This is a genomic window from Ancylobacter sp. TW_SC_1 (assembly GCF_056836805.1).
In genome coordinates, this window is the sequence record NZ_CM166365.1 from 4610005 (window position 1) to 4630861 (window position 20857).

21 protein-coding genes are annotated in these 20857 nt (G+C 67.4%); 10 read left to right on the top strand and 11 right to left on the bottom strand.

Going from position 1 to position 20857, the window contains the following annotated elements; genetic code table 11:
• Nucleotides 1–43: 43 nt before the first annotated feature.
• Entirely contained in the window at nt 44–646 is a 603-nt protein-coding gene (locus AC1PZ7_RS21850; RefSeq protein WP_482357286.1) for a L,D-transpeptidase, read from the bottom strand.
• Nucleotides 647–938: 292 nt separating this feature from the next.
• Here AC1PZ7_RS21850 and AC1PZ7_RS21855 point away from each other — a divergent pair, with 292 nt between their 5' ends.
• The gene (locus AC1PZ7_RS21855; protein WP_482357287.1) at nt 939–1169 is read left to right on the top strand and encodes a hypothetical protein; all 231 of its coding nucleotides are present in this window, start codon (nt 939–941) and stop codon (nt 1167–1169) included.
• A 233-nt stretch (nt 1170–1402) separates the two neighbouring features.
• Entirely contained in the window at nt 1403–2380 is a 978-nt protein-coding gene (locus AC1PZ7_RS21860; RefSeq protein WP_482357288.1) for a magnesium transporter CorA family protein, read from the top strand.
• 68 nt (nt 2381–2448) lie between these two features.
• Here the strand turns inward: AC1PZ7_RS21860 and AC1PZ7_RS21865 are convergent, their stop codons facing one another.
• Both AC1PZ7_RS21865 and pdxH read right to left on the bottom strand, forming a co-directional pair.
• The gene (locus tag AC1PZ7_RS21865; protein WP_482357289.1) at nt 2449–3192 is read right to left on the bottom strand and encodes an SDR family NAD(P)-dependent oxidoreductase; all 744 of its coding nucleotides are present in this window, start codon (nt 3190–3192) and stop codon (nt 2449–2451) included.
• A gap of 48 nt (nt 3193–3240) precedes the next feature.
• The gene (gene pdxH, locus AC1PZ7_RS21870) at nt 3241–3867 is read right to left on the bottom strand and encodes a pyridoxamine 5'-phosphate oxidase (protein ID WP_482357290.1); all 627 of its coding nucleotides are present in this window, start codon (nt 3865–3867) and stop codon (nt 3241–3243) included.
• A 34-nt stretch (nt 3868–3901) separates the two neighbouring features.
• Between pdxH and AC1PZ7_RS21875 the strand changes: the two genes are divergently transcribed.
• The 8 genes from AC1PZ7_RS21875 (at nt 3902) to AC1PZ7_RS21910 (ending at nt 10347) form a co-directional block, all read left to right on the top strand.
• Complete coding sequence (locus AC1PZ7_RS21875; RefSeq protein WP_482357291.1) at nt 3902–4402, top strand: RT0821/Lpp0805 family surface protein; 501 nt, start codon at nt 3902–3904, stop codon at nt 4400–4402.
• Between the two features lie 111 nt (nt 4403–4513).
• Complete coding sequence (locus AC1PZ7_RS21880; RefSeq protein ID WP_482357292.1) at nt 4514–5464, top strand: DnaJ C-terminal domain-containing protein; 951 nt, start codon at nt 4514–4516, stop codon at nt 5462–5464.
• Between the two features lie 111 nt (nt 5465–5575).
• Nucleotides 5576–6391 (top strand): enoyl-ACP reductase FabI, encoded by an 816-nt coding sequence (gene fabI, locus AC1PZ7_RS21885; protein ID WP_482359694.1) that lies wholly within the window; start codon nt 5576–5578, stop codon nt 6389–6391.
• 25 nt (nt 6392–6416) lie between these two features.
• Entirely contained in the window at nt 6417–7034 is a 618-nt protein-coding gene (locus tag AC1PZ7_RS21890) for a hypothetical protein (protein WP_482357293.1), read from the top strand.
• Complete coding sequence (locus AC1PZ7_RS21895) at nt 7031–7618, top strand: histidine phosphatase family protein (RefSeq protein WP_482357294.1); 588 nt, start codon at nt 7031–7033, stop codon at nt 7616–7618. Before AC1PZ7_RS21890 ends, AC1PZ7_RS21895 begins: the two co-directional genes overlap by 4 nt.
• Nucleotides 7619–7638: 20 nt before the next feature.
• Nucleotides 7639–9018 (top strand): leucyl aminopeptidase family protein, encoded by a 1380-nt coding sequence (locus AC1PZ7_RS21900; RefSeq protein ID WP_482357295.1) that lies wholly within the window; start codon nt 7639–7641, stop codon nt 9016–9018.
• Between the two features lie 103 nt (nt 9019–9121).
• Entirely contained in the window at nt 9122–9472 is a 351-nt protein-coding gene (locus AC1PZ7_RS21905) for a MarR family transcriptional regulator (protein WP_482357296.1), read from the top strand.
• Nucleotides 9469–10347 (top strand): C40 family peptidase, encoded by an 879-nt coding sequence (locus AC1PZ7_RS21910; protein WP_482357297.1) that lies wholly within the window; start codon nt 9469–9471, stop codon nt 10345–10347. Before AC1PZ7_RS21905 ends, AC1PZ7_RS21910 begins: the two co-directional genes overlap by 4 nt.
• Before the next feature lie 206 nt (nt 10348–10553).
• On the opposite strand, the gene AC1PZ7_RS21915 is transcribed toward AC1PZ7_RS21910, so the two are convergent.
• The 8 genes from AC1PZ7_RS21915 to AC1PZ7_RS21950 form a co-directional block, all read right to left on the bottom strand.
• Entirely contained in the window at nt 10554–10841 is a 288-nt protein-coding gene (locus tag AC1PZ7_RS21915; RefSeq protein ID WP_482357298.1) for a hypothetical protein, read from the bottom strand.
• A 180-nt stretch (nt 10842–11021) separates the two neighbouring features.
• Nucleotides 11022–11669 (bottom strand): NUDIX domain-containing protein, encoded by a 648-nt coding sequence (locus tag AC1PZ7_RS21920; protein ID WP_482357299.1) that lies wholly within the window; start codon nt 11667–11669, stop codon nt 11022–11024.
• A 49-nt stretch (nt 11670–11718) separates the two neighbouring features.
• Complete coding sequence (locus AC1PZ7_RS21925; protein WP_482357300.1) at nt 11719–13353, bottom strand: ABC transporter ATP-binding protein; 1635 nt, start codon at nt 13351–13353, stop codon at nt 11719–11721.
• Nucleotides 13350–14525, bottom strand: coding sequence for an ABC transporter permease (locus AC1PZ7_RS21930; RefSeq protein WP_482357301.1), 1176 nt, complete (start codon nt 14523–14525; stop codon nt 13350–13352). The genes AC1PZ7_RS21925 and AC1PZ7_RS21930 overlap by 4 nt, the downstream gene beginning before the upstream one ends.
• A 2-nt stretch (nt 14526–14527) precedes the next feature.
• Nucleotides 14528–15634 carry a microcin C ABC transporter permease YejB gene (locus tag AC1PZ7_RS21935; protein ID WP_482357302.1) on the bottom strand — a complete coding sequence of 369 codons (1107 nt, stop codon included), beginning with the start codon at nt 15632–15634 and terminating at the stop codon, nt 14528–14530.
• Nucleotides 15635–15879: 245 nt separating this feature from the next.
• Entirely contained in the window at nt 15880–17742 is a 1863-nt protein-coding gene (locus tag AC1PZ7_RS21940; RefSeq protein ID WP_482359695.1) for an extracellular solute-binding protein, read from the bottom strand.
• Nucleotides 17743–17873: 131 nt separating this feature from the next.
• Nucleotides 17874–19730: an extracellular solute-binding protein gene (locus tag AC1PZ7_RS21945; RefSeq protein ID WP_482359696.1), complete on the bottom strand. Its 1857-nt coding sequence runs from the start codon at nt 19728–19730 to the stop codon at nt 17874–17876.
• A 269-nt stretch (nt 19731–19999) separates the two neighbouring features.
• The gene (locus AC1PZ7_RS21950) at nt 20000–20644 is read right to left on the bottom strand and encodes a c-type cytochrome (protein ID WP_482357303.1); all 645 of its coding nucleotides are present in this window, start codon (nt 20642–20644) and stop codon (nt 20000–20002) included.
• Nucleotides 20645–20857 lie beyond the last annotated feature (213 nt).

Consider the following 20857-nt stretch of genomic DNA (forward strand, 5'->3'; position numbering starts at 1 on the left):
CTGCCGGCGGCAGCGCCCTTTTCGTTGATCGTTCGCGTCAGCGTCAGAGCACGACGACGTTCGTACCCTGCGGCACGCGGGTGTAGAGGTCGATCACGTCCTCGTTCAGCATGCGGATGCAGCCGGAGGAGATCGCCTGGCCGATATATTCCGGCTGGTTGGTGCCGTGGATGCGGAACAGCGTGTCCTTGTTGCCCTGGTAGAGGTAGAGGGCGCGCGCACCCATCGGGTTGTGCGGGCCGGGGCCGACGAAGCTCGGCACGCCGGCGATGCGCTCCTTGATCTCGGGGGTCGGCGTCCAGGTCGGCCATTCGACCTTGCGGCCAACCTTGGCGTCGCCCTTGAAGGCGAGGCCTTCCTCACCGACGGTCACGCCGTAGCGGATCGCCTTGCCGCCGTTCTCGACGAAATAGAGATACTTGCGGTCGGTATCGACGACGATCGTGCCGGGCTTCTCCGTGCCGGCATAGTCGACGATCGCGCGCTGGTACATCTCCGGCGGCAACACTTTCTGATACGGCGTGTTGGCCAGGAGCTTCTTGTCCCGCGGCGTCAACGACGCTTCCGGCGCCGGCTGGCGCTGCGAATTGCTGCACGCGCCCAAGAGAACCGCCAACAGGACAACTACCGCCCCGCGCAAAACCATGATCAATGCTCCGAATCCCGCCACGCGACACGCGTGCCCACCATCTCGTACACGTCGATTAGCCCATGTAAGACCTGCCTTGAAGGGGCCACATCGCGGCCACCGCTTCGTCGCCGGAAATTGTTGCGAAAAAACCTCAGTTCCGTTGGAAGAGGTCGAAAAAGCCCGCCAAAACCCGGCTACGTAACGAGAGGCCTTACCTCCGACCTCGACTCTGCATATTTTTGACGCAGTCGGCGCCCACTTCGTCGGCAGTCGCACGAAAAACGGCGACGAACACTTGGAGAAAGACATGTCTACCGAAGAAAGCCCGGCCCAGGAAAGCCGGCCGAGCGAGCGTTGGGAACGTTCGCAACAGAGCGCTCATTGGCGCGAGATCGGCATTTCCGCGGTTGCCGCCGCCGCCCGCTACGCCACCGACAAGAAGACGGTATCCGATGCCCCCGTTCCGGGCGCGGCGCGGACCGAAAATTCGGAAGCCAAAGTCGTCACGCTTCGCGACGTAGAATATTTCGCGGCCTGACGCCGCCGGCCGCAGGGCCGTGCCGCCAGACGCCGCCTCATCTCCCAGAGCCGATGGAAGACGCAACGCTCCCGACCGGACGCCGCCTCATGGCGCGTCGGCGGCGGAAGGGTTTCGCCGGCTGAGCCGGCCGGGATGAAACGTACGAAACCGGCCCGCTGCCGACGGCGGAGGGCCGGCTAGCAACTGGCTTTGTTCCATTGCATGGTCGGCACCGTAACGTCGGAGAGGCCATGATCACCGCCTATTGCGTGCGCGACGGCGTACTCGCTTCCGTTCCCGTCCCGCCGGGCGGGCAGATTCCGCCCGATGCCGTCTGGGTCGACCTGTTCCGGCCGAGCGAAGGCGAGGACCGCGTGATCGAGGCCGCGCTCGGCATCTCGGTGCCCACGCGCGAGGAAATGGTCGAGATCGAGCCATCGAGCCGCCTGCGGGTGGAGGACGGCGCGCGCTACATGACCGGCTCCATCGTCTGCAACAGCGAGGGCGAGCGCCCGGCGCTGGCCGAAATCTCCTTCATCCTGGGCGGCAACCGGCTGACCACCGTGCGCTATGACGAGCCCAAGCCCTTCCGCCTCGTCGTCGCCAAGCTCGACCGGGCCTGTCCCGGCGGGATGAGGGGCGACCGGCTGCTGCTCATCCTGCTCGACACCATCATCGACCGCGCCGCCGACATCATCGAGCGATTGTCGGGAGACATTGACGGCATTTCGCGCCAGATCTTCGAGCGCGAATCCTCGCGCGCCGGTGACAGCCAGCGTTTCCGTGTCATCCTCAAGCTGCTCGGGCGGCGCGGCGACCTCGCCTCCAAGGTGCGCGAGAGCCTCGTCTCCATGGGGCGCGTCGTCACCTTCCTCGCCACCGAGGGCGAGGGGCAGCGCTTCGACAAGGAGCAGCGGGCGATGCTGAAGAGCATGCAGCGCGACGTCGCCTCGCTGAGCGACCATCTCAGCTATCTCGGCAACAAGATCACCTTCCTGCTCGACGCGACGCTCGGCATGGTGAGCATCGAGCAGAACAACATCATCAAGATCTTCGCGGTGCTCTCGGTGGTGCTGATGCCGCCGACCCTGATCGCCTCGGTCTACGGCATGAACTTCCAGCACATGCCGGAACTGGACGAGCGCTGGGGCTACCCGCTCGCGCTCATCGCCATGCTCGCGGCGGCCGTGGTGCCTTATCTGTTCTTCAAATGGAAGCGGTGGCTTTGAGGCGACGACCAGTCATCCCGGACGGCCGCAGGCCGATCCGGAATGACTGCGGGACGTTAAGAGCTGCCTCAGACGTGCTGGCCGCCATTGATGTGGATTTCCGCCCCGTTCAGATAGGACGAGGTCTCCGTGCACAGCACGTAGATGATCTTCGCCACTTCGTCCGGCGTGCCGAGGCGCTGCATCGGAATCTGCTCGACGATCTTCTCGGTGCCCGGCGAGAGGATCGAGGTGTCGATCTCGCCCGGTGCGATGGCGTTCACCCGCACGCCGAGCGGGCCGAAATCGGCGGCCATCTCGCGCGTCAGCCCGGCCAGTGCCGCCTTGGAGGTCCCGTAGGCCGCCCCGGCGAAGGGATGGACCCGCGAGCCGGCGATGGAGGTGACGTTCACCACCGCGCCATGCGTGCGCTTGAGCTCCTCCAGCAGGCCGCGCGCCAGCAGGATCGGCGCGAAGAAGTTCACCTGGAACACCCGGCGCCAGTCTTCCTCCGGCGTGTTGAGCGTGCCCAGCCGCGACCCGCCAGGCCCCTTGGGCGAAATGGCGGCGTTGTTGACCAGCGCGTGCAGCTCGCCGCTCGGCAGGCGGCTGCGGATCTCCTCGACCGCACGCAACGTGTCCTGCGCATCGGAGAGGTCGACCTGGATGTGGTCCTCCGGCCCCATCTCCCACGGACAGTTTTCCGGGAAGGGATGGCGCGAGCAGGTGATCACGCGCCATCCGGCGGCCGAGAACCGCTTGACGGTCGCATGGCCGATCCCGCGCGAGGCGCCGGTGAGCAGGAGAGTACGGCGAGGCTGATTGGAGGTCATGATGGTTGTCTTAGCTCAGCGACGGGGCCATGTCAGGAACAAAGCCGCTCAGGGGAAAAGTCGGGTCCTGGTCCAGCCGGCCGCGTCGGGCGCGTCGCGACGGAAGACGATGCGGTCGTGCAGCCGGAACGGGCGGTCGTGCCAGAACTCGATCTGGACCGGACGGATGCGGAAGCCCGTCCAATGCGGCGGGCGCGGAACGGCACCCAGCGCGTACTGCGCCGTGTAGCGGGCGACCGCCGCCTCGAGCGCGAAGCGCCCTTCCAGCGGGCGGGACTGCTGGCTCGCCCAGGCACCGATCTGCGACAGGCGCGGCCGGCTGGCGAAATAGGCGTCGGCCTCGGCATCGCTCACCGTCTCGACCGGGCCGCGCAGCCGGATCTGCCGGCGCAGCGACTTCCAGTGGAACACCGCCGCCGCCTTGGCGACCGCCGCCAGCTCGCGGCCCTTGGCACTGCCCGTATTGGTGAAGAACACGAAGCCGCGTTCATCGCGCTGGTTCAGCAGCACCATCCGCACGTCCGGCAGCCCGTCGGCGTCGACCGTGGCCAGCGCCATGGCGTTCGGATCGTTCGGCTCCTTCTCCTTCGCCTCGGCAAACCATTCCTCGAAAAGCCGAAACGGCTCCGTCGAGGTCGTGAAATCACCGGATGTTAACTCTTCGGAGGCTTCCATAACGGCATCTTCGGGCAGTTGGACCACAGGACCCATGGGCACGTTCCACAGGTGGCGGACGCGAGCGGCGCAGGATGCGACGCGGGCCGGCTCCTCATATAAGCGCCCCGCGCGCTTCCGCACAGCACCATCGCGCGCGGGCCTGGTCGGCGCCGCGCTCCTGCTTGCCGGCTGCGCCGGCACGCCGCCCGTCGACACGATGACGACCGGCTCGATCCCGGCCCGCACCCTGGCGCGCGAGCCGGTGCCCAAGCAGATCGCCGATGACGACTGGGCCGCCGCCCGCACGGCGCTCGCCGAGGCGCTGAGCGAGAAGGCCAAGGCCCCGAGCGTGCCATGGGAAAACTATGCCAGCGCCACGCGCGGCACGGTCACGCCGCTCGGCGAGACCGCGTCCGAAGGCCGCGGCAAATGCCGCGAGTTCCTGATGAGCTTCGTGCGCGAGGCAAATGAGGAATGGCTTCAGGGCGAAGCCTGCAAGGCGGGCAAGGGCGGCTGGAAGGTGGACCAGGCCCGCCTTCTGGAGCGGGGGTGAGGCGAGCGCCGGGCGCGACAGGCCACATCGCGCCATCGTCACCGTTGCATGCCGGCAACACTGTGCCTACATGCACAGGAGAGCCGGAACCGCCGGACGAGATCATCATCCATGCGCGATCCCTATGACATCCTCGGCGTCGCCCGTAACGCCGACCAGAACGAGATAAAGCGCGCCTTTCGGCGCCACGCCAAGAAGCTGCATCCGGACGCCAACAAGGACGATCCGAAGGCACAGGAGAAGTTCGCCGAACTGAACTCGGCGCACGAGATCCTGTCGGATGTCGAGAAGCGCGGCCAGTACGACCGCGGCGAGATCGACGCCGAAGGCAAGCCGCGCGGCTTCGAGGGCTTCCCCGGCGGCGCGGGCGGGCCTCATCGCGGCTTCCGTCGCGGCCCGCAGGGCGAGTCCGTCTATGAGAGCTTCTCCTTCGGCCCGGACGGCATGCGCCAGTCGGGGCACGGCCCGCACGACGCCGGCGGCTTCGACGACGTGATCGCCGACATTCTCGGCAGGCGTGGCCGCGGCCGGGGAGCCGGCGGCGGCGAGATGCCGCGTGGCGGCGACGTCGAGATCACCGTGCCGGTGTCTCTGGAGCGCGTGGTCGAGGGTGGCGCGGTCAAGGTCCACCTGCCGAACGGCCGGACGGTCGAGGTGAAGATTCCCGCCGGCGTGATGGAAGGCCATCGCATGCGGCTGAAGGGACAGGGCGAGCCCAGCCCCTTCGGCGGCGCGCCGGGCGATGCCTATGTCGTGGTCTCCTACGCCCCGCACCGCCATTTCCGCGTCGAGGGCTCGGATCTGCGCGCCGATGTCTCCCTGCCGCTGGCCGATGCCGTGCTCGGCGGCAAGGTGCGGGTGCCCACGCTCGGCGGCGACGTCGAGCTGTCCGTGCCGGCCCGGACCAATTCCGGCCGCACCTTCCGCCTGCGCGGCAAGGGACTGCCCAAGGGCGACGGCGCCGCCGGCGACCTGCTCGCGACCATGCGAATCATGCTGCCCGAGGCGCCGGACACCGAGCTGGAGGAGCTGATGCGCCGCCGCCGCGACGGCACAGGCTGAGCCGCGCCGGACAGCCATGTCCACCGCTCGCTTGAGCGGGTCTTGCTGCTGTGCGATAGGAACCTCGCCATCGTAAGGTGGATAACGGCTACGGAGCATGGCGTGACCAGCATGGCATCTGGCGGATTGATGAGCGGCAAGCGCGGCCTGGTGATGGGAGTGGCGAACAACCGCTCCATCGCCTGGGGCATAGCCAAGGCAGCCCACGCACAGGGAGCCAAGCTCGCCTTGACCTATCAGGGCGAACCGCTGAGGAAGCGCGTCGAGCCGCTGGCCGCCGAACTCGATGCCGCCATCGTCGGCCATTGCGACGTCACCGACCCGGCGACCATCGACGCGGTGTTCGCGGAAACCGAGCGCCAGCTCGGCGGGCTGGACTTCCTCGTCCACGCCATCGCCTTCTCCGACAAGAACGAGCTCGACGGCCGCTATGTCGACACCACGGCGGAGAATTTCAGCAAGACCATGCTGATCTCCTGCTACAGTTTCACGGCCGTCGCCCAGCGCGCCGAGAAGCTGATGACCAATGGCGGCTCGATGCTGACGCTCACCTATTACGGCGCCGAGAAGTGGATGCCGCACTATAACGTCATGGGCGTCGCCAAGGCGGCGCTGGAGGCGAGCGTGCGCTACCTCGCTGCCGATCTCGGCCCGAAGAACATACGCGTCAACGCCATCTCCGCCGGCCCGATCAAGACGCTGGCGGCGTCCGGCATCGGCGATTTCCGCTACATCCTCAAGTGGAACGAGCTCAACGCGCCGCTGCGGCGCACCGTCACCATCGACGAGGTCGGCGACACCGGCATGTATCTCCTTTCCGATCTCGGCCGCGCCGTGACCGGAGAAATTCATCATGTCGACGCCGGCTACCACATCGTCGGCATGAAGAATCCCGACGCGCCCGATCTCACCCTCGAGCGCGACTGAGCCGATCCACCCGCGGAGCACGCGCATGACCAAGGCTGCCCTTTCCCAGCTCTCCCGTTCCCTGCTGACGGCAGCCGCGCTCGCGGTCGGCGCGCTGGCCGGCGCTCCGGCGCCCGCCGCGGCGCAGACCGACCCCATCATCATAGGGCCTCCGCCGGGCTCGGGCCTCTCCGGCCTGCCCTATGTGCCGCCACCGGATGCGCAGGACAGCGGCGTGCCGCCGAACTTCCAGCAATACCCGCTCATGAACCGCATCTTCGGCTTCGGCGGCGCGATCTTCCCCGGCTATGTGAGCCCCAGCGGCGGGCGCAACGATTTCGACCGGCGCGGCTATCTGACCGGCGGCGGCAACGGCCCCGTCATCTTCGCCGCCGGCTCCGCCGATTCGCTGTGCCAGATGACGCAGGCGCCGCAGGTGAAGGCACTCTCCGTGCCGCCGGGGGTGAAGCTGAATTTCAGCATCGGCAAGTTCACCGCGACGGGCGTCGACGGCGGCGCGCATGGCTGCCTCGGAAAGACGGTCGGCGGCGTGCTGGTCACCTACAAGGGCCGCGCCCCGGCGGGTGCCACGGCGACGCTGCGCGTCTCCTACCCCTTCAAGCGGATCAGCTACACTCATGTCGTGAGCTTTCCGCAGAAATGACCCGACGCATCTTCCTCGTCCGCCACGGCGAGACCGACTGGAACCTCGCCGGCCGCCTGCAAGGCTCGCATGATATCCCGCTCAACGATCTCGGCCGCGAGCAGGCGGCCGATACCGCGCGGGTGGTCGACCGCCTGAGCGGGGGGGCCGCCAGCCTCGACTTCGTGGCGAGCCCGCTCAGCCGTGCCTCGCAGACCATGGCCATCCTGCGCGCCGAGCTCGGCCTGCAGCCGGACGGCTTCCGCCGCGACCCGCGCCTGCGCGAGATCGGTTTCGGCCGCTGGGAAGGCTCGACCTGGCCGGAGCTGCGCCGGCGCGACCCGGTCAGCCTGGCCGCGCGCGACGCCGACCCCTGGAACTACGCGCCGCCGGGCGGCGAGAGCTATGCCGCGCTTTCCGCGCGCGTGCTGGCGGCCATCGGCGAGCTCGCCGGCGACAGCGTGGTGGTGACGCATGGCGGCGTGGTGCGCGCCATGCTGCACGCCTTCGCCGGCATGCCGGCGGCCGATGCGGTGGAGCTGCCGGTACGCCAGGGCGCCGTCTATCTGATCGAGAATGGCGGGTTCGAGCTGGCCGTCGCCTGACGACCGAGAGAGACGAGGTGATGGGCGTGCAATTGATCCAGGCCGACGAGGCCGCAACTCCCCGCCCGATCTGGTGCGTCACCCCGCAGAACTGGCGCGAGGTCGCCGGCGACATCCCCGCTCCGGCCGCAGCCTTCGCCGAGGCGAACGGCTTCAAGGCGGATGCCGGCGCGCTGCTCGTCCTGCCGGCGGCGGACGGCGCGATCGCCGGCGTCCTGTTCGGCTGCGGGGAGGCCCCGCACGACCCGCTCGCCTTCGGCAAGCTGGCCACGGCGCTGCCGGCCGGGGACTATGTCCTCGCACGGTCGCCCGCCGATCCGCGCCTCGCGGTGCTGGGCGTGCTGCTCGGCGGCTATCGCTTCACCCGCTACGGCAAGGCGGCCGGCGCCGACATCCGCCTCGTCGCGCCCGAAGACGTCGACGTGGATTATCTCACCCGTACCGCCGAGGCGGTGGCGCTGACGCGCGACCTCGTCAACACGCCGGCCAATGATCTCGGCCCGGCCGAGATCGAGGCGGCGGTGCGTGCGCTCGCCGCCCGCTTCGGCGCCGATGTGAACGTCACCGTCGGCGACGACCTGCTGGCCGCCAACTTCCCGCTGATCCACGCCGTCGGCCGTGCCAGCCCACGTGCGCCCCGCCTCATCGACCTGAGCTGGGGCGAGGCGAACGCCCCCAAGGTGACGCTGGTCGGCAAGGGCGTCGCCTTCGACACCGGCGGCCTCGACATCAAGCCGTCGAGCGGCATGCTGCTGATGAAGAAGGACATGGGCGGCGCGGCCAACGCGATCGGCCTGGCCCTGATGATCATGGCGCGCGGGTTGCCGGTGCGGCTGCGCCTGATCATCGCCGCGGTGGAAAACGCCATCGACGGCTCGGCCTTCCGCCCCGGCGACGTCTTCCCCTCGCGCAAGGGCCTCACCGTCGAGATCGGCAACACCGATGCCGAGGGCCGGCTGATCCTCGCCGATGCGCTCAGCCTCGCGGATGAGGAAGCGCCGGAACTGCTGATCGACTTCGCCACGCTGACCGGCGCCGCCCGCGTCGCGCTCGGCCCGCAATTGCCGCCGGCCTATACCGATGACGAGGCGCTGGCCGCCGACCTCGCCCGCCACGGTGCCGCGGAGGCCGACCCGTCCTGGCGCATGCCGCTCTGGCGGCCCTATGCCTTGATGCTCGACAGCAAGATCGCCGACCTGAACAACGCGCCGGGCAGCGGCTTCGCCGGCTCGATCACCGCCGCGCTGTTCCTCCAGCGTTTCGTCGCGCGGGCCGGGGCCTGGCTGCATCTCGACATCTATGCCTGGAACCCCTCCTCGCGGCCCGGCCGGCCCGAGGGCGGCGAGGCGCAGACGATCCGGGCGCTCGACGCGCTGATCGCCGAGCGCTTCGGCGCCTGACGCAGCGGTAGAATCGCGCGCCCGTTAACAATTTCTTCGTCGCGACGTCGCCATAGTCCGGGAACAATCCGCAGCCGTAACGACTGCGGACCGGGGAAGGACCATGGCGGTCGAGTTGCGCCCATCGCAGGCGTTGCGCCTCCTGCACGAGCTTTCGCTCGCGCAGGTCCGCGACGACGCGCCGGACCTCAGCCCGCGCCAGCTCGCCATCCTGCTCAGCGTCTATCTCGAAGCCCCGCCGCATACGGTGCGCGGCCTCGCCGCGCGGCTCGGCGTCACCAAGCCGGTCATCACCCGCGCGCTCGACACCATGGGCCAGCTCGGTCTGGTCTCGCGCCGGCGCGACGAGGCGGATCGACGGAACGTCATCATCCAGCGTACGGTGGAGGGTGCGCTCCATGTGGAGCGGCTCGGCGATCTCGTGGTCGCCACCGCGCGCTCCCTGCCAAGATGACATCGACCTTGACCACCGACCTGCCGCCTGACCTAGACCCTCGCCTGACGCCCGCCCGGCCCGACCTCGCCGCCCTCCATCTCGAGGGCCGCGTGACGGCGGCGCGCTTCGTGGCGGGCGAACCGTTCCATGTCGCCCGCCCCGGCGTGCCGGTCCGCAGGGAGCCGGACCCGATGGCCCCGCTGGTGACGGAGGCGCTGTCCGGCGAGACGGTCACGGTCTACGAGACGACGACGGAAGGCTGGGCCTGGGGCCAGCTCGACGCCGATCGCTATGTCGGCTGGCTGCCTGCCGAGGCGCTCGCTCCCGCGGGCGTGCCGGCGACGCACAAGGTCGTGGCGCTGCGCACGCCGGTCTTTCCCGGCCCCAGCATCAAGCTGCCGCCGGGCGATCTTCTCTCCCTCGGCAGCCGGCTGACGATCACCGGCACGCGTGAGCGCTTTGCGGTGACCACCTCCGGCGGCTTCGTCTTCGCCGGCCACCTCGCCCCGCTCGATACGAATGAGCGCGACTTCGTCGACGTCGCCGCCCGTTTCCTCGGCGCCGCCTATCTCTGGGGTGGGCGCTCCAGCCTCGGGCTCGACTGCTCGGGTCTCGTGCAGGTCGCGCTGAATGCCTGCGGCATCGCCTGCCCGCGCGACACCGACATGCAGGAAAACGCGGTCGGAACGCCCGTGGCCTTCTCCGGCGAGCCCGGGGAACTGCGTCGCGGCGACCTGCTCTACTGGCCCGGCCATGTCGGCATCGTGGAAGACGACGAAACGCTGCTGCACGCCACGGCCTATTTCATGTCCGTGGTACGCGAGCCCCTCAGTGCCGCCCTGTCCCGCATCGAGGCTGGCGGCACCCCGCTGCGCAGCGTGAAGCGGCTTTAGACGTTTTCCTGTCGATCAAGTATTTCCGCCTGATCGGAAAAACGCTCTCCCAGGACGTTAGCGGCGCGTGTGCCGTAGCGGGGGCGATATACCTGAAATCATAAGGACGGCAGAAGGTGTTTCCTGTTCAGGCACCCGCCACCACACTCCGCGCCCCGCAGCAGAGCAGGCGAGGCGCATGGCGATTGAACTTCCACTGAACTTGTTCAGGCCAAAGCGCTGAGACGCTCCAAGATGGCGCGCGCCAAATAGTGCGAACCATTGCGCTCATAAGTCTCCGCCATTCTCAGAAGCCCCTCTTCCGCCTCGATTGAATGAGACGCGGTCGGATGCTCTTTCGACAGCTCCCAGTATAGATCCGCAGCCTGACACATCTGACCTTCGCTATGATAGCGCTGCGCCATGGTTAGAAGGTCATCCAAACTCCGGCGGGCCACGTCCCACCTGCGTTCTTGCCAAGGAACATCACGCGACACCGACTGTTCAGTTTGCATAGCACTCCCCTTCGTCAGATACGCGAAGAATGACGCAAGACAACTCTTACGATATCTTAAACCGCCGTTCATGCCTAGCGGGAACGTCTTCGAGCGAAGCGGATTCCGTGTCGCATCAGGAACGCGCGTAAAATCAATGAGATGGAGAAGTTCCGTGAACGGGAGTTCGCTGGAGAAATTCTAGTGATGCGCGGCGACGAAGGCGTCGACGCGCGCCCGGTTCAGCGCGAACCATTGCAGGGCGATCAGTACGAAAGCATTGGTGACGGGCCCCGGAAACGGCGCGTCGAGGCACGCCAGCGCCTCGTCCACCGGCACCAGGAAGGGATGCGTCAGCTCGGTCTCGCCCGGCTCGCCCGCCTCAGCCGGCACCTGCGTGGAATCGACCAGTCCCAGATAGAGCGTGGCGAATTCGTCGGTCACGCCCGGCGTCGGCATGAACCGCGTCGCCGGCAGCAGCGCGCGCGGCGCGACGCCGATCTCCTCGACGCATTCGCGGCGCGCGGCGGTCTCGGCCGCCTCGCCGGGATCGACGAGCCCGGCGGCCACCTCGACCAGCTCGCCGACCCCGGTCGCGAGCTCCGCGCCGAGGCGGAACTGCCGGATCATCACGAAGCAGGCCGCCTGCGGGTCATAGGCAAGCACCGCGACCACCGGCCCGACCCGCAATATGTCGCGTTGCTGGCGCAGCCGCGCCCCGCCGGATCCGTCGAAGGTCGCGACGAAACGGTGATAGGGCCGAAAGCCGCTGCCGACCGAGGTCGGCCCGGTCAGATCGAGGTCGATGGAACGATCGGCCAGCGTGCCGATCTTCGCCCGTTCGTTCATGCGATGGAATCCGTGTCAGAAATGCGTGCCGGGTGCCGGCGCGAGCGCTTCAGGCGCCCGTCTCGGTCTCGATGTTGAAGGCCGCCGCGAACAGGGCGCGCGTATAGTCGGTCTTCGGCGCGGCGAACAGCTCGGCGGCCGGCCCCTGCTCCACCACCACGCCCCCCTTCATCACCATCACCCGCGAGGCAAGCGCGGCGACCACGCGCAGATCGTGGCTGATGAAGAGATAGGTCAGGCTGCGCTTGTGCTGCAGATCGCGCAGCAGATCGACGATCTGCGCCTGCACGATCATGTCCAGCGCGCTGGTCGGCTCGTCGAGCACGATGAAGGAGGGCTCCAGCACGATGGCGCGCGCGATGGCGACGCGCTGGCGCTGGCCGCCGGAGAATTCGTGCGGGTAGCGATGGCGGCTTTCCGCCTCGAGACCGACGTCCTGCAGCGCCGCGATCACGCGGGCGTCGCGCTCCTCGGCGGTAAGCCTTGGCTGATGCACCCGCAGCCCCTCGCCGATGATGTCGGCGATCGACATGCGCGGGCTCAGCGAGCCGAACGGGTCCTGGAAGACCACCTGCATCTCGCGCCGCCGCGCGCGCATCTGCCGGTAGCCGAGCGTGTCGATCGATTGGCCCATGAAGACGATGGGGCCGACGCTGGAGATCAGCCGCAGCAAGGCGAGGCCGAGCGTGGTCTTGCCGGAGCCGCTCTCGCCCACCACGCCCAGCGTCTCGCCGCGCCGGATCTCGACCGAGATGCCATCCACCGCCTTGATGTGGCCGACGGTCTTGCGCATCACCCCGGCCTTGATCGGGAACCAGACCTTGAGATCCTTCGCCTCCAGCACCACCGGCGCCTCCGGATGCGGCGAGGCCGGATTGCCGCGCGGCTGGGCGGCGATGAGCGCGCGGGTATAGGGATGCTTCGGATCGGCGAAGAGCTCCGCCACCGGCGCCGCCTCGACGATGCGGCCATGGTTCATCACGCAGACATGGTCGGCGATCCTGCGCACGATGCCGAGGTCATGGGTGATGAACAGCATCGCCATGCCGAGCCGGCGCTGGAGATCCTTCAGCAGCTTGAGGATCTGCGCCTGCACGGTGACGTCGAGCGCGGTGGTCGGCTCGTCGGCGATGAGCAGCTGCGGCTCGTTGGCGAGCGCCATGGCGATCATCACGCGCTGGCGCTGGCCGCCGGAGAGCTGGTGCGGGTAGGAGCCGAGCCGCGTCTCCGGCTCGGGAATGCCGACCTCGGTGAGCAGCTCGATCACCCGCGCCCGCGCCGCCGGCCCGCGCATGCCACGATGCAGGAACAGGATCTCGGCGATCTGCTGCTCCACCGTGTGCAGCGGATTGAGCGAGGTCATCGGCTCCTGGAACACCATGGTGATGTCGTTGCCGCGCACCCGGCGGATGTCGGGCTCGGCCATCGCCAGCAGGTCCTCGCCGTGGAACAGCACCTGGCCCGAGGGGTGACTTGCAGCAGGGTATTGCAGCAGCTTCAGCACCGAGAGCGCCGTCACCGACTTGCCGGAACCGCTCTCGCCCACCAGCGCGACCGTCTCCCCGCGTCGGAGGTCGAAGGACACATGGTCGACCGCGAGCGTGGTCCGTCCGCCCTGCGCGAAGGCGACGGACAGGTCGCGGATGGAGAGAAGGGGGGCGTCGGTCAACGGGGCCTCGCTCACTGGAAGGTCTTCCTCGGATCGAAGGCGTCGCGCACGGCTTCACCGATGAAGATGAGCAGACTCAACATCATCGCCACGGTGAAGAAGCCGGTCAGGCCGAGCCAGGGCGCCTGGACGTTGGACTTGCCCTGCGCCAGCAATTCGCCGAGCGAGGGCGAGCCGGGCGGCAGGCCGAAGCCGAGGAAGTCGAGCGCGGTCAGCGTCATCACCGAGGACGAGACGATGAAGGGCAGCATGGTCAGCGTCGCCACCATCGCATTGGGCAGCATATGCCGCCACATGATGATGCCATTCGACACCCCCAGCGCCCGCGCCGCCTGCACATACTCGAAGTTGCGCGCACGAAGGAACTCCGCCCGCACCAGCCCGACCAGCGACACCCAGGAGAACAGCAGCAGGATTCCCAGCAGCACCCAGAAGCCCGGCGCGAGGATCGAGGAGATGATCAGCAGCAAATAAAGCGCGGGAATCGAGGTCCAGATCTCGATGAAGCGCTGGAAGATCAGGTCGGTCCAGCCGCCGAAATAGCCCTGCACCGCGCCGGCGGCGACGCCGATGACGGAGGAGATGATGGTGAGGATCAGGCCGAACAGCACGGAGAGGCGGAAGCCGTAGATCAGCCGCGCCAGCACGTCGCGCCCCTGGTCGTCGGTGCCGAGCCAGTTCCATTCGAGCGCGTCACAGCCACCCTTGAGCCCGAGCCGCTCCACCACCGGCTGGCATTGCGCGTCGGTCAGCATCCAGGTCGGCGGCGAGGGGGCCGGCGTCGGCAGGTCGAGATTATGCGTGGAATAGCTGTAGCGGATCGGCGGCCAGACGATCCAGCCGCCCTTCTCCGCGATCAGTTTCTGCAGATAGGGGTCGCGGTAATCGGCTTCGGTCTCGAAGTCGCCGCCGAAGGCGGTCTCGGGGTAGGCCTTGAATGCCGGGAAATAGTAGCCACCGTCGAACTCGACGAGGAACGGCTTGTCATTGGCGATGAACTCCGCGCCGAGGCTCAGCACGAACAGCACGGAGAAGATCCAGAAGCTCCACAGGCCGCGCCGGTTCCGGCGGAAATTGGCTAGGCGCCGCGCATTGATCGGCGACAGGCGCGAGCGGCGCGGCTCTTCCGGCGCCGGCGGGGTGGACGGGGCGGCGCCCGGCGGCAGGACGGTGTTGGCGGCGTCCATGCTCAGACGTCCCGCGTATCGAAGTCGATGCGCGGATCGACCCAGGTATAGGTGAGATCGGAGATGAGGTTCACCACGAGGCCGACCAGCGAGAAGATGTAGAGATTGGCGAAGACCACGGGATAGTCGCGGTTGAGCACGCTCTCGAAGCCGAGCAGGCCGAGGCCGTCGAGCGAGAAGATGGTCTCGATCAGCAGCGAGCCGGAGAAGAAGGCAGCCACGAACGCGCCGGGAAAGCCGGCGATGATGATCAGCATGGCGTTGCGGAACACATGGCGATAGAGCACCGCGCGCTCGGACAGGCCCTTCATCCGCGCGGTAACGACGTATTGCTTGCGGATCTCGTCGAGGAACGAGTTCTTGGTCAGCAGCGCCATGGTGGCGAAGGCGCCCAGCACCATCGAGGTGATCGGCAGAGCCAGATGCCAGAAATAGTCGAGGATCTTCGCCCCGAGCGAGAGCTGGTCCCAATTGTCCGAGGTCAGTCCTCGCAACGGGAACCAGGAGAAGAAGGAGCCGCCGGCGAACAGGATGATCAGCAGGATGGCGAACAGGAAGCTCGGTATGGCGTAGCCGACGATGATCACCGCCGAGGTCCACACATCGAAGCGCGAGCCGTCGCGCACCGCCTTGGCGATGCCGAGCGGTATCGAGATGGCGTAGGTGATCAGCGTCATCCACAGGCCGAGCGAGATGGAGACCGCCATCTTCTCGCCGATCAGGTCGATGACCGAGATGTCGCGGAAATAGGAGCGCCCGAAGTCGAAGCGGGCATAGTTCCACATCATCAGGGCGAAGCGCTCATAGGCTGGCTTGTCGAAGCCGAACTGCTTCTCCAGCTCCTTGATGAAGGCGGGGTCGAGCCCCTGCGCGCCGCGATATTTCGACGACACCGGATCGCCCGTCGCGCCACCCTGCTGCATGCCGCCGAAATCGCCGCCGCCACCGGAGATGCGCGCCGTGGCGGAGGTGCCCTCCCCGGTCAATTCGGCGATCACGCGCTCGACCGGACCGCCGGGCGCGAACTGCACCACCGCGAAGGAGATCAGCATGATGCCGATGACGGTCGGCACCATCAGAGCGAGGCGTCGGACGATATAGGCAAGCATGCGTTCGGGTTTCCTCCGCCGGACCTTTCGATCCCGGCGCACAAGGTGGAGGTCGGGCGCTACCGCGTCAACTTAACGTCCGTTCATGCGGAGGCGTTGCCTGTTGTCTGGCCTTACGCATCGACGTCATCCTGAGGTGCCGTCGCAGGCGGCCTCGAAGGATGGAAGTCTCGGGCACGCTGAAGTGAACATCCTTCGAGGCGCGCTGCGCGCGCACCTCAGGATGACGGTGCTTCGTGAACCATTCACCCCGCCGACCTCTGGCGCGCCGCCCAGATTTCCGGGATCGCGCGGGCATAGGTCGGACGCTGCGTCGAGGGCCAGGCGAACTCGTCCCAGAAGGCGATGCGGAACTCAGCCGAATACCATTGCGGCACCCAGTAACGACCCGCCCGCAGGCGGCGGTCGAGCACACGGCAGGCGGTGCGCAGCTCGCCGCGCGTGGGCGCGGCGATGACCTCCTCGATCAGCAGATCGACCACCGGGTCGTCGATGCCGGACAGGTTGTTGGAGCCCGACGTCTTCGCCGCGCTCGAGCCGAAATAGTTGCGCAGCGACTCCCCCGGCACCGTCGAGACGGAGAAACGCCGCACCGTAGCGTCGAAGTCGAAATCATTGAGCCGTCGCTGGTACTGCGGCGAGTCGATGAGGCGGAAATGGGCCTCGATGCCGAGCAGCCTGAGATTCTTGACGAAGGGGGCGGTATGGCGCTCCAGCCCGTTCTCGTCGTCGAGAAACTCGATGGTGAGCGGCTTGCCCTGGGGGTCGACCAGCCGGCCATCGCGGATCGTCCAGCCCGCCTCGCGCAGCAATGTCGTGCCCTTGCGCAGCAGCGCCCGGTCCTGTCCCGAGCCGTCCGACACCGGCGGGCTCCAGGGCGGCGCCTTCAGGACGGCGACTTCCTCAGGGGCGAGCCGGTCACTGATGCGCGCGATCAACGCGACCTCGTCCGGCCCGGCCGGGCCTTCCGCCTTCAGGTCGGAATTCTCGAAGAACGACGTTGTGCGGTGATAGGCGCCGTACATAAGGTTCTTGTTGGTCCACTCGAAGTCGAAGGCGTAGGACAGCGCCTCGCGTACGCGCGGATCGGCGAATTGCGGCCGGCGCAGGTTGAGGAACCAGCCCTGCGCGCCCGAGGGCGTGCGGTCAGGCAGGATCTCCTGCTTCACCTTGCCCTCTCGTAGCGCCGGGAAATCGTAGCCGGTCGCCCAGGTACGGGAGGTGAATTCCTGGCGGAAGAGATAGGCCCGCGCCTTGAACGCCTCGAAGCCGACCTCGCGGTCGCGGAAATACTCGTAGCGCACCACGTCGAAATTGTTCACCCCGGCGCTGACCGGCAGGTCCTTGCCCCAGTAGTCCGCGACACGCTGGTACTCGATGTAGCGCCCGGGCTCGAAGCGCCCGACCTTGTAGGCGCCCGAACCGAGCGGCGGCTCCAGCGTGCTCTCCTCGAAGGATTTCACGCTGTAATAGGCCTTGGAGAAGATCGGTAGCGAGGCAACGAAGAGCGGCACGTCGCGCGCCCGCTTCGGCGCGAAGCGCACCGCCAGCACCTCCTCGCCCTCGGCCTCGGCGCCCTCCATGTCGCGCAGATTCTGCGCGATGATGGGATGCCCCTTGGCCTTGAGCAGGTTGAGCGAGAAAGCGACATCCTCGGCGGTGAGCCTCGACCCGTCGTGGAAGCGGGCTTCCGGCCGCAGGCGGAAGCGGTAGAGCGTGCCGTCCGGCGAGATGGCGACGCTCCTGGCCACCAGCCCGTAAATGGCGTCCGGCTCGTCGAAGGCGCGCACCATCAGCGTGTCGAAGGTGAGGTCGATGCCCTGGGCGCCATCGCCCCTGAGGATATAGCCGTTCAGCGAATTGAAGGTCTGGAAGGACTGGTTGAACGCCGCCGTCGGCCCGACCTGCGAGAAGGTGCCGCCTTGGGGCGCCTCCGGGTCGACATAGTCGAAATGGGCGAAGTCGGCAGGATATTTCAGATCGCCGAAGACCGAGAGGCCGTGGCGCTCGGGGCCGAATTCCGGTGCCGTCTGCGCGAAGCCGCGGCGCGGCAGGGCGAAGACCGCCCCGGCGCCGGCGGCGAGGGCGAGGATGGATCGGCGGGACAGGGTGAACCCGTCATCCCGGACGGCCGAAACGGCCGATCCGGGATCGCGTGCCGAGGACGAGCGAACTGGATAACGATCCCGGCTCTCCGGCTCCGCCGCCAGCCGGGATGACGACGGAAAGGTAAGACCCTTCACTGCGTGCCTCCGGTCTCGGCAGCCTTCTGCGCGTCCCACCACCAGATGTCGGGGAAGCCGAAGGAATATTTCGGCAGCTCCGCCGGGCGGCCGAAGCGGTTCCAGCGCGCGGTGCGGGTATTGGGATAGTTCCAGCTCGGGATCACATAGTCATGCGCCAGCAGCACGCGGTCGAGCGCCCGCGTGGCGGCGACCAGTTCATCGCGGTCCTTGGCGTAGATCACCTTCTCGATCAGCGCGTCGACGCCGGGATCCTTGATGCCGGCATAATTGCCCGAACCCTCGCGATCGGCGGCGGCCGAGCCCCAGAAGTCGCGCTGCTCGTTGCCCGGCGAGAGCGACTGGCCCCAGCCTGCGATGATCATGTCGTAGTCGCGGGCGCGCAGCCGGTTGATATATTGCGAGAGATCGACCTGCCGGACATTCACGGTGATGCCGAGCCGCTCCAAGCTGGGCTTGTAGAACAGCGCGACACGCTCGAAAGCTGGGTTCGACAGCAGGATCTCCATCGTGAAGGGCTCGCCCTTCGCATTCACCAGCTTGCCGCCCTTCACCTCGTAGCCGGCCTGGCGCAGCAGATTTGCCGCCTCGCGCAGATTGCCGCGCCGCAGGCCCTCGCTCCAGCCTTCCGGGTTGCTGTAGGGCGTGGTGAAGACGCTCGCCGGCACTTTGTCCTTCACGCCTTCCAGAATCTCCAGTTCCAGCCCCTGCGGCAGGCCGGAGGAAGCGAGTTCGGTGTTCTGGAAATAGCTCGATGTGCGCTTGTACTGGCCGAAGAACAGCGTGCGGTTCATGCCGTCGAAATCGAGCGCCAGGTTGAGCGCGCGGCGCACCCGCTGGTCCTGGAACTTCTCGCGCCGCAGGTTCGGGATGAAGGCCTGCATGGAGCCGGAGGCGCGGTCGGGAAACTCCTCGAGGATGACCTTGCCTTCCTTCACCGCCGGGAAGTTGTAGGCGGTGGCCCAGTCCTTGGCCGACGTCTCGACGCGGAAATCATACTGGTCGCCCTTGAAGGCCTCCAGCTCCACCGTCGAATCGCGGAAATACTCGTAGCGTTGTTCGGCGAAATTGTTGGTACCGATGTTCACCGGCAGGTCCTTCGCCCAATAGTCCGGCACCCGCTCGAAGGAGATGGAGCGGCCGGGGAGGACCTGCTTGACCTTGTAGGGGCCGGAGCCGAGCGGCACTTCCAGCGTGCCCTGGCTGATGTCGCGCGGCTTGCCGTTCGCGTCCGTGCTGGTCCACCAGTGCTTGGGCATGACACGGATCTGGCCGACGATCTGCGGCAGTTCGCGGTTGCCCGCCTGATCGAAGGTGAAGGTCACCTCGCGCTCACCGGTTTTCGCGGCCGATTTGACATGGCTGTAATAGTAGGCCTGCCGGGGACTGTTCTTGGTGAGCTGTTCGAAGGACCAGACGACGTCGTCCGCCGTGATCGGCTGACCGTCATGCCACTTCGCCTGCGGGCGCAGCCGGTAGGTGACGGAGGAGAAATCCGCCGGATAGCTCACGGCCTCTGCCAGCAGGCCGTATTCCGTCGCCACTTCATCAAGGGCAGGCGTCATCAGCGTGTCGTAGATGAGCTGAAGCCCGGCTGCCGGCGTGCCGCGCGGGACGATGTCATTGAGCGAATCGAAAGTTCCGTCGACCGACATGCGCAGCAGCCCGGCTTTCGGCGCGTCCGGTTTCACATAGTCGAAATGCTTGAAGTCGGCGGGATATCTCGGCTGGCCCATCAGCGACAGGCCGTGCCGCCACTGCGTCGCGGCGGGCGCGCTCGCTTCCGGGGCGGCCGGCGGCGCCGGCTCCTGTGCCGCGGCGGGGGCGAGGGCCAGGCTCAGTCCAAGCAGCATCTGGCCGAACAGGGCCGCGCCGAGCGCCGGAAGGCGCCGGGCGCCGGGCACGGGAGTGACGGAGCTTCCGAACCGGATCTGCATGCAGGTATCCCTTTCGCACGTCGATGGCGGGACTGCCGTGCCACATTACCGGACACGCCGCCATGACGACTATGAACATTGGCGGCGATTATGAAGGGGTAGGTTCCGAAAAGAATAAGGCCGACGACGCAATGCGCCGCCGGCCTGACGTGATCGTGAATATGCGCGCACCGCGCGCCGACGCCTCAAGGGGCGGCAGGAGCCGCCGGGGCAGCTTCGGCGGGAGCCGCAGGGGTCTCGGCCGGAGCAGGCGCTGCAGCCGGCGCGGCATCGGCGGGCTTGGCGGCCTCGCCCGGCTTGGGCAGCGGCAGTGGGCTGTGCGACAGCGTGTTCAGATAGACCAGAAGGTCGGCGCGCTCGCTTTCCTTGGCGAGGCCGGCGAAGCCCATGGCCGTGCCGGGAATGTCCGCCTTCGGATTCTTGATGAAGTCGCTCAGCGCCTCGAAGGTCCAGTCGCCGCCATGCGCCTTCAACGCCGCGGAATAGGCAAAGCCCGCCGCGCTCGCAACCGGGCGGCCGACGATGCCGTAGAGATCCGGACCAACCTTGGCGCCCGCGCCTTCCTGGAAATTGTGGCAGGCGGCGCACTTCTTGGCGACGGCGGCGCCCTTCTCGGCGCTCGCGGTGCCAAGCAGATCGGCAATCGGCACTTCAGCCGGAGCAGCCGCCTGAGCCGCGCCGGTGGAACCCTCCTGGACGGCGATCTCGAAACCCGGCTTCTCCGGCGCATGGCTGGAGAACAGGATATCGGCGAACACGTTCAGACCGAGCGTAAATGTCAGCACGCCCAGGATCGCACCAGCAATCTTGTTCAGCTCGAAGCTGTCCATCGAAATATTAGCTCCCTCACCCGACGCAGCGGCCATCCGGCTGGCCCGCAAACGCCCCACGCGCAATGTAACAGCCGCCATAGTCGACCGCCAATGGCGCGCGGAACTAATCATTTTGACGGTGGCCGCGCAACCCGTATAAGCGCGCCGCGGTGCTACGTTTCGCCACCCTTGGAGCGGGCGTCGCCCACCGCACGAAACGATGACAAGGCC

Coding starts and splice junctions, on each gene's coding strand:
- AC1PZ7_RS21850 (WP_482357286.1), bottom strand. CDS start 646: ATGGTTTTGCGCGGGGCGGTAGTTGTCCTGTTGGCGGTTCTCTTGGGC.
- AC1PZ7_RS21855 (WP_482357287.1), top strand. CDS start 939: ATGTCTACCGAAGAAAGCCCGGCCCAGGAAAGCCGGCCGAGCGAGCGT.
- AC1PZ7_RS21860 (WP_482357288.1), top strand. CDS start 1,403: ATGATCACCGCCTATTGCGTGCGCGACGGCGTACTCGCTTCCGTTCCC.
- AC1PZ7_RS21865 (WP_482357289.1), bottom strand. CDS start 3,192: ATGACCTCCAATCAGCCTCGCCGTACTCTCCTGCTCACCGGCGCCTCG.
- pdxH (WP_482357290.1), bottom strand. CDS start 3,867: ATGGAAGCCTCCGAAGAGTTAACATCCGGTGATTTCACGACCTCGACG.
- AC1PZ7_RS21875 (WP_482357291.1), top strand. CDS start 3,902: ATGGGCACGTTCCACAGGTGGCGGACGCGAGCGGCGCAGGATGCGACG.
- AC1PZ7_RS21880 (WP_482357292.1), top strand. CDS start 4,514: ATGCGCGATCCCTATGACATCCTCGGCGTCGCCCGTAACGCCGACCAG.
- fabI (WP_482359694.1), top strand. CDS start 5,576: ATGGCATCTGGCGGATTGATGAGCGGCAAGCGCGGCCTGGTGATGGGA.
- AC1PZ7_RS21890 (WP_482357293.1), top strand. CDS start 6,417: ATGACCAAGGCTGCCCTTTCCCAGCTCTCCCGTTCCCTGCTGACGGCA.
- AC1PZ7_RS21895 (WP_482357294.1), top strand. CDS start 7,031: ATGACCCGACGCATCTTCCTCGTCCGCCACGGCGAGACCGACTGGAAC.
- AC1PZ7_RS21900 (WP_482357295.1), top strand. CDS start 7,639: ATGGGCGTGCAATTGATCCAGGCCGACGAGGCCGCAACTCCCCGCCCG.
- AC1PZ7_RS21905 (WP_482357296.1), top strand. CDS start 9,122: ATGGCGGTCGAGTTGCGCCCATCGCAGGCGTTGCGCCTCCTGCACGAG.
- AC1PZ7_RS21910 (WP_482357297.1), top strand. CDS start 9,469: ATGACATCGACCTTGACCACCGACCTGCCGCCTGACCTAGACCCTCGC.
- AC1PZ7_RS21915 (WP_482357298.1), bottom strand. CDS start 10,841: ATGCAAACTGAACAGTCGGTGTCGCGTGATGTTCCTTGGCAAGAACGC.
- AC1PZ7_RS21920 (WP_482357299.1), bottom strand. CDS start 11,669: ATGAACGAACGGGCGAAGATCGGCACGCTGGCCGATCGTTCCATCGAC.
- AC1PZ7_RS21930 (WP_482357301.1), bottom strand. CDS start 14,525: ATGGACGCCGCCAACACCGTCCTGCCGCCGGGCGCCGCCCCGTCCACC.
- AC1PZ7_RS21935 (WP_482357302.1), bottom strand. CDS start 15,634: ATGCTTGCCTATATCGTCCGACGCCTCGCTCTGATGGTGCCGACCGTC.
- AC1PZ7_RS21945 (WP_482359696.1), bottom strand. CDS start 19,730: ATGCTGCTTGGACTGAGCCTGGCCCTCGCCCCCGCCGCGGCACAGGAG.
- AC1PZ7_RS21950 (WP_482357303.1), bottom strand. CDS start 20,644: ATGGACAGCTTCGAGCTGAACAAGATTGCTGGTGCGATCCTGGGCGTG.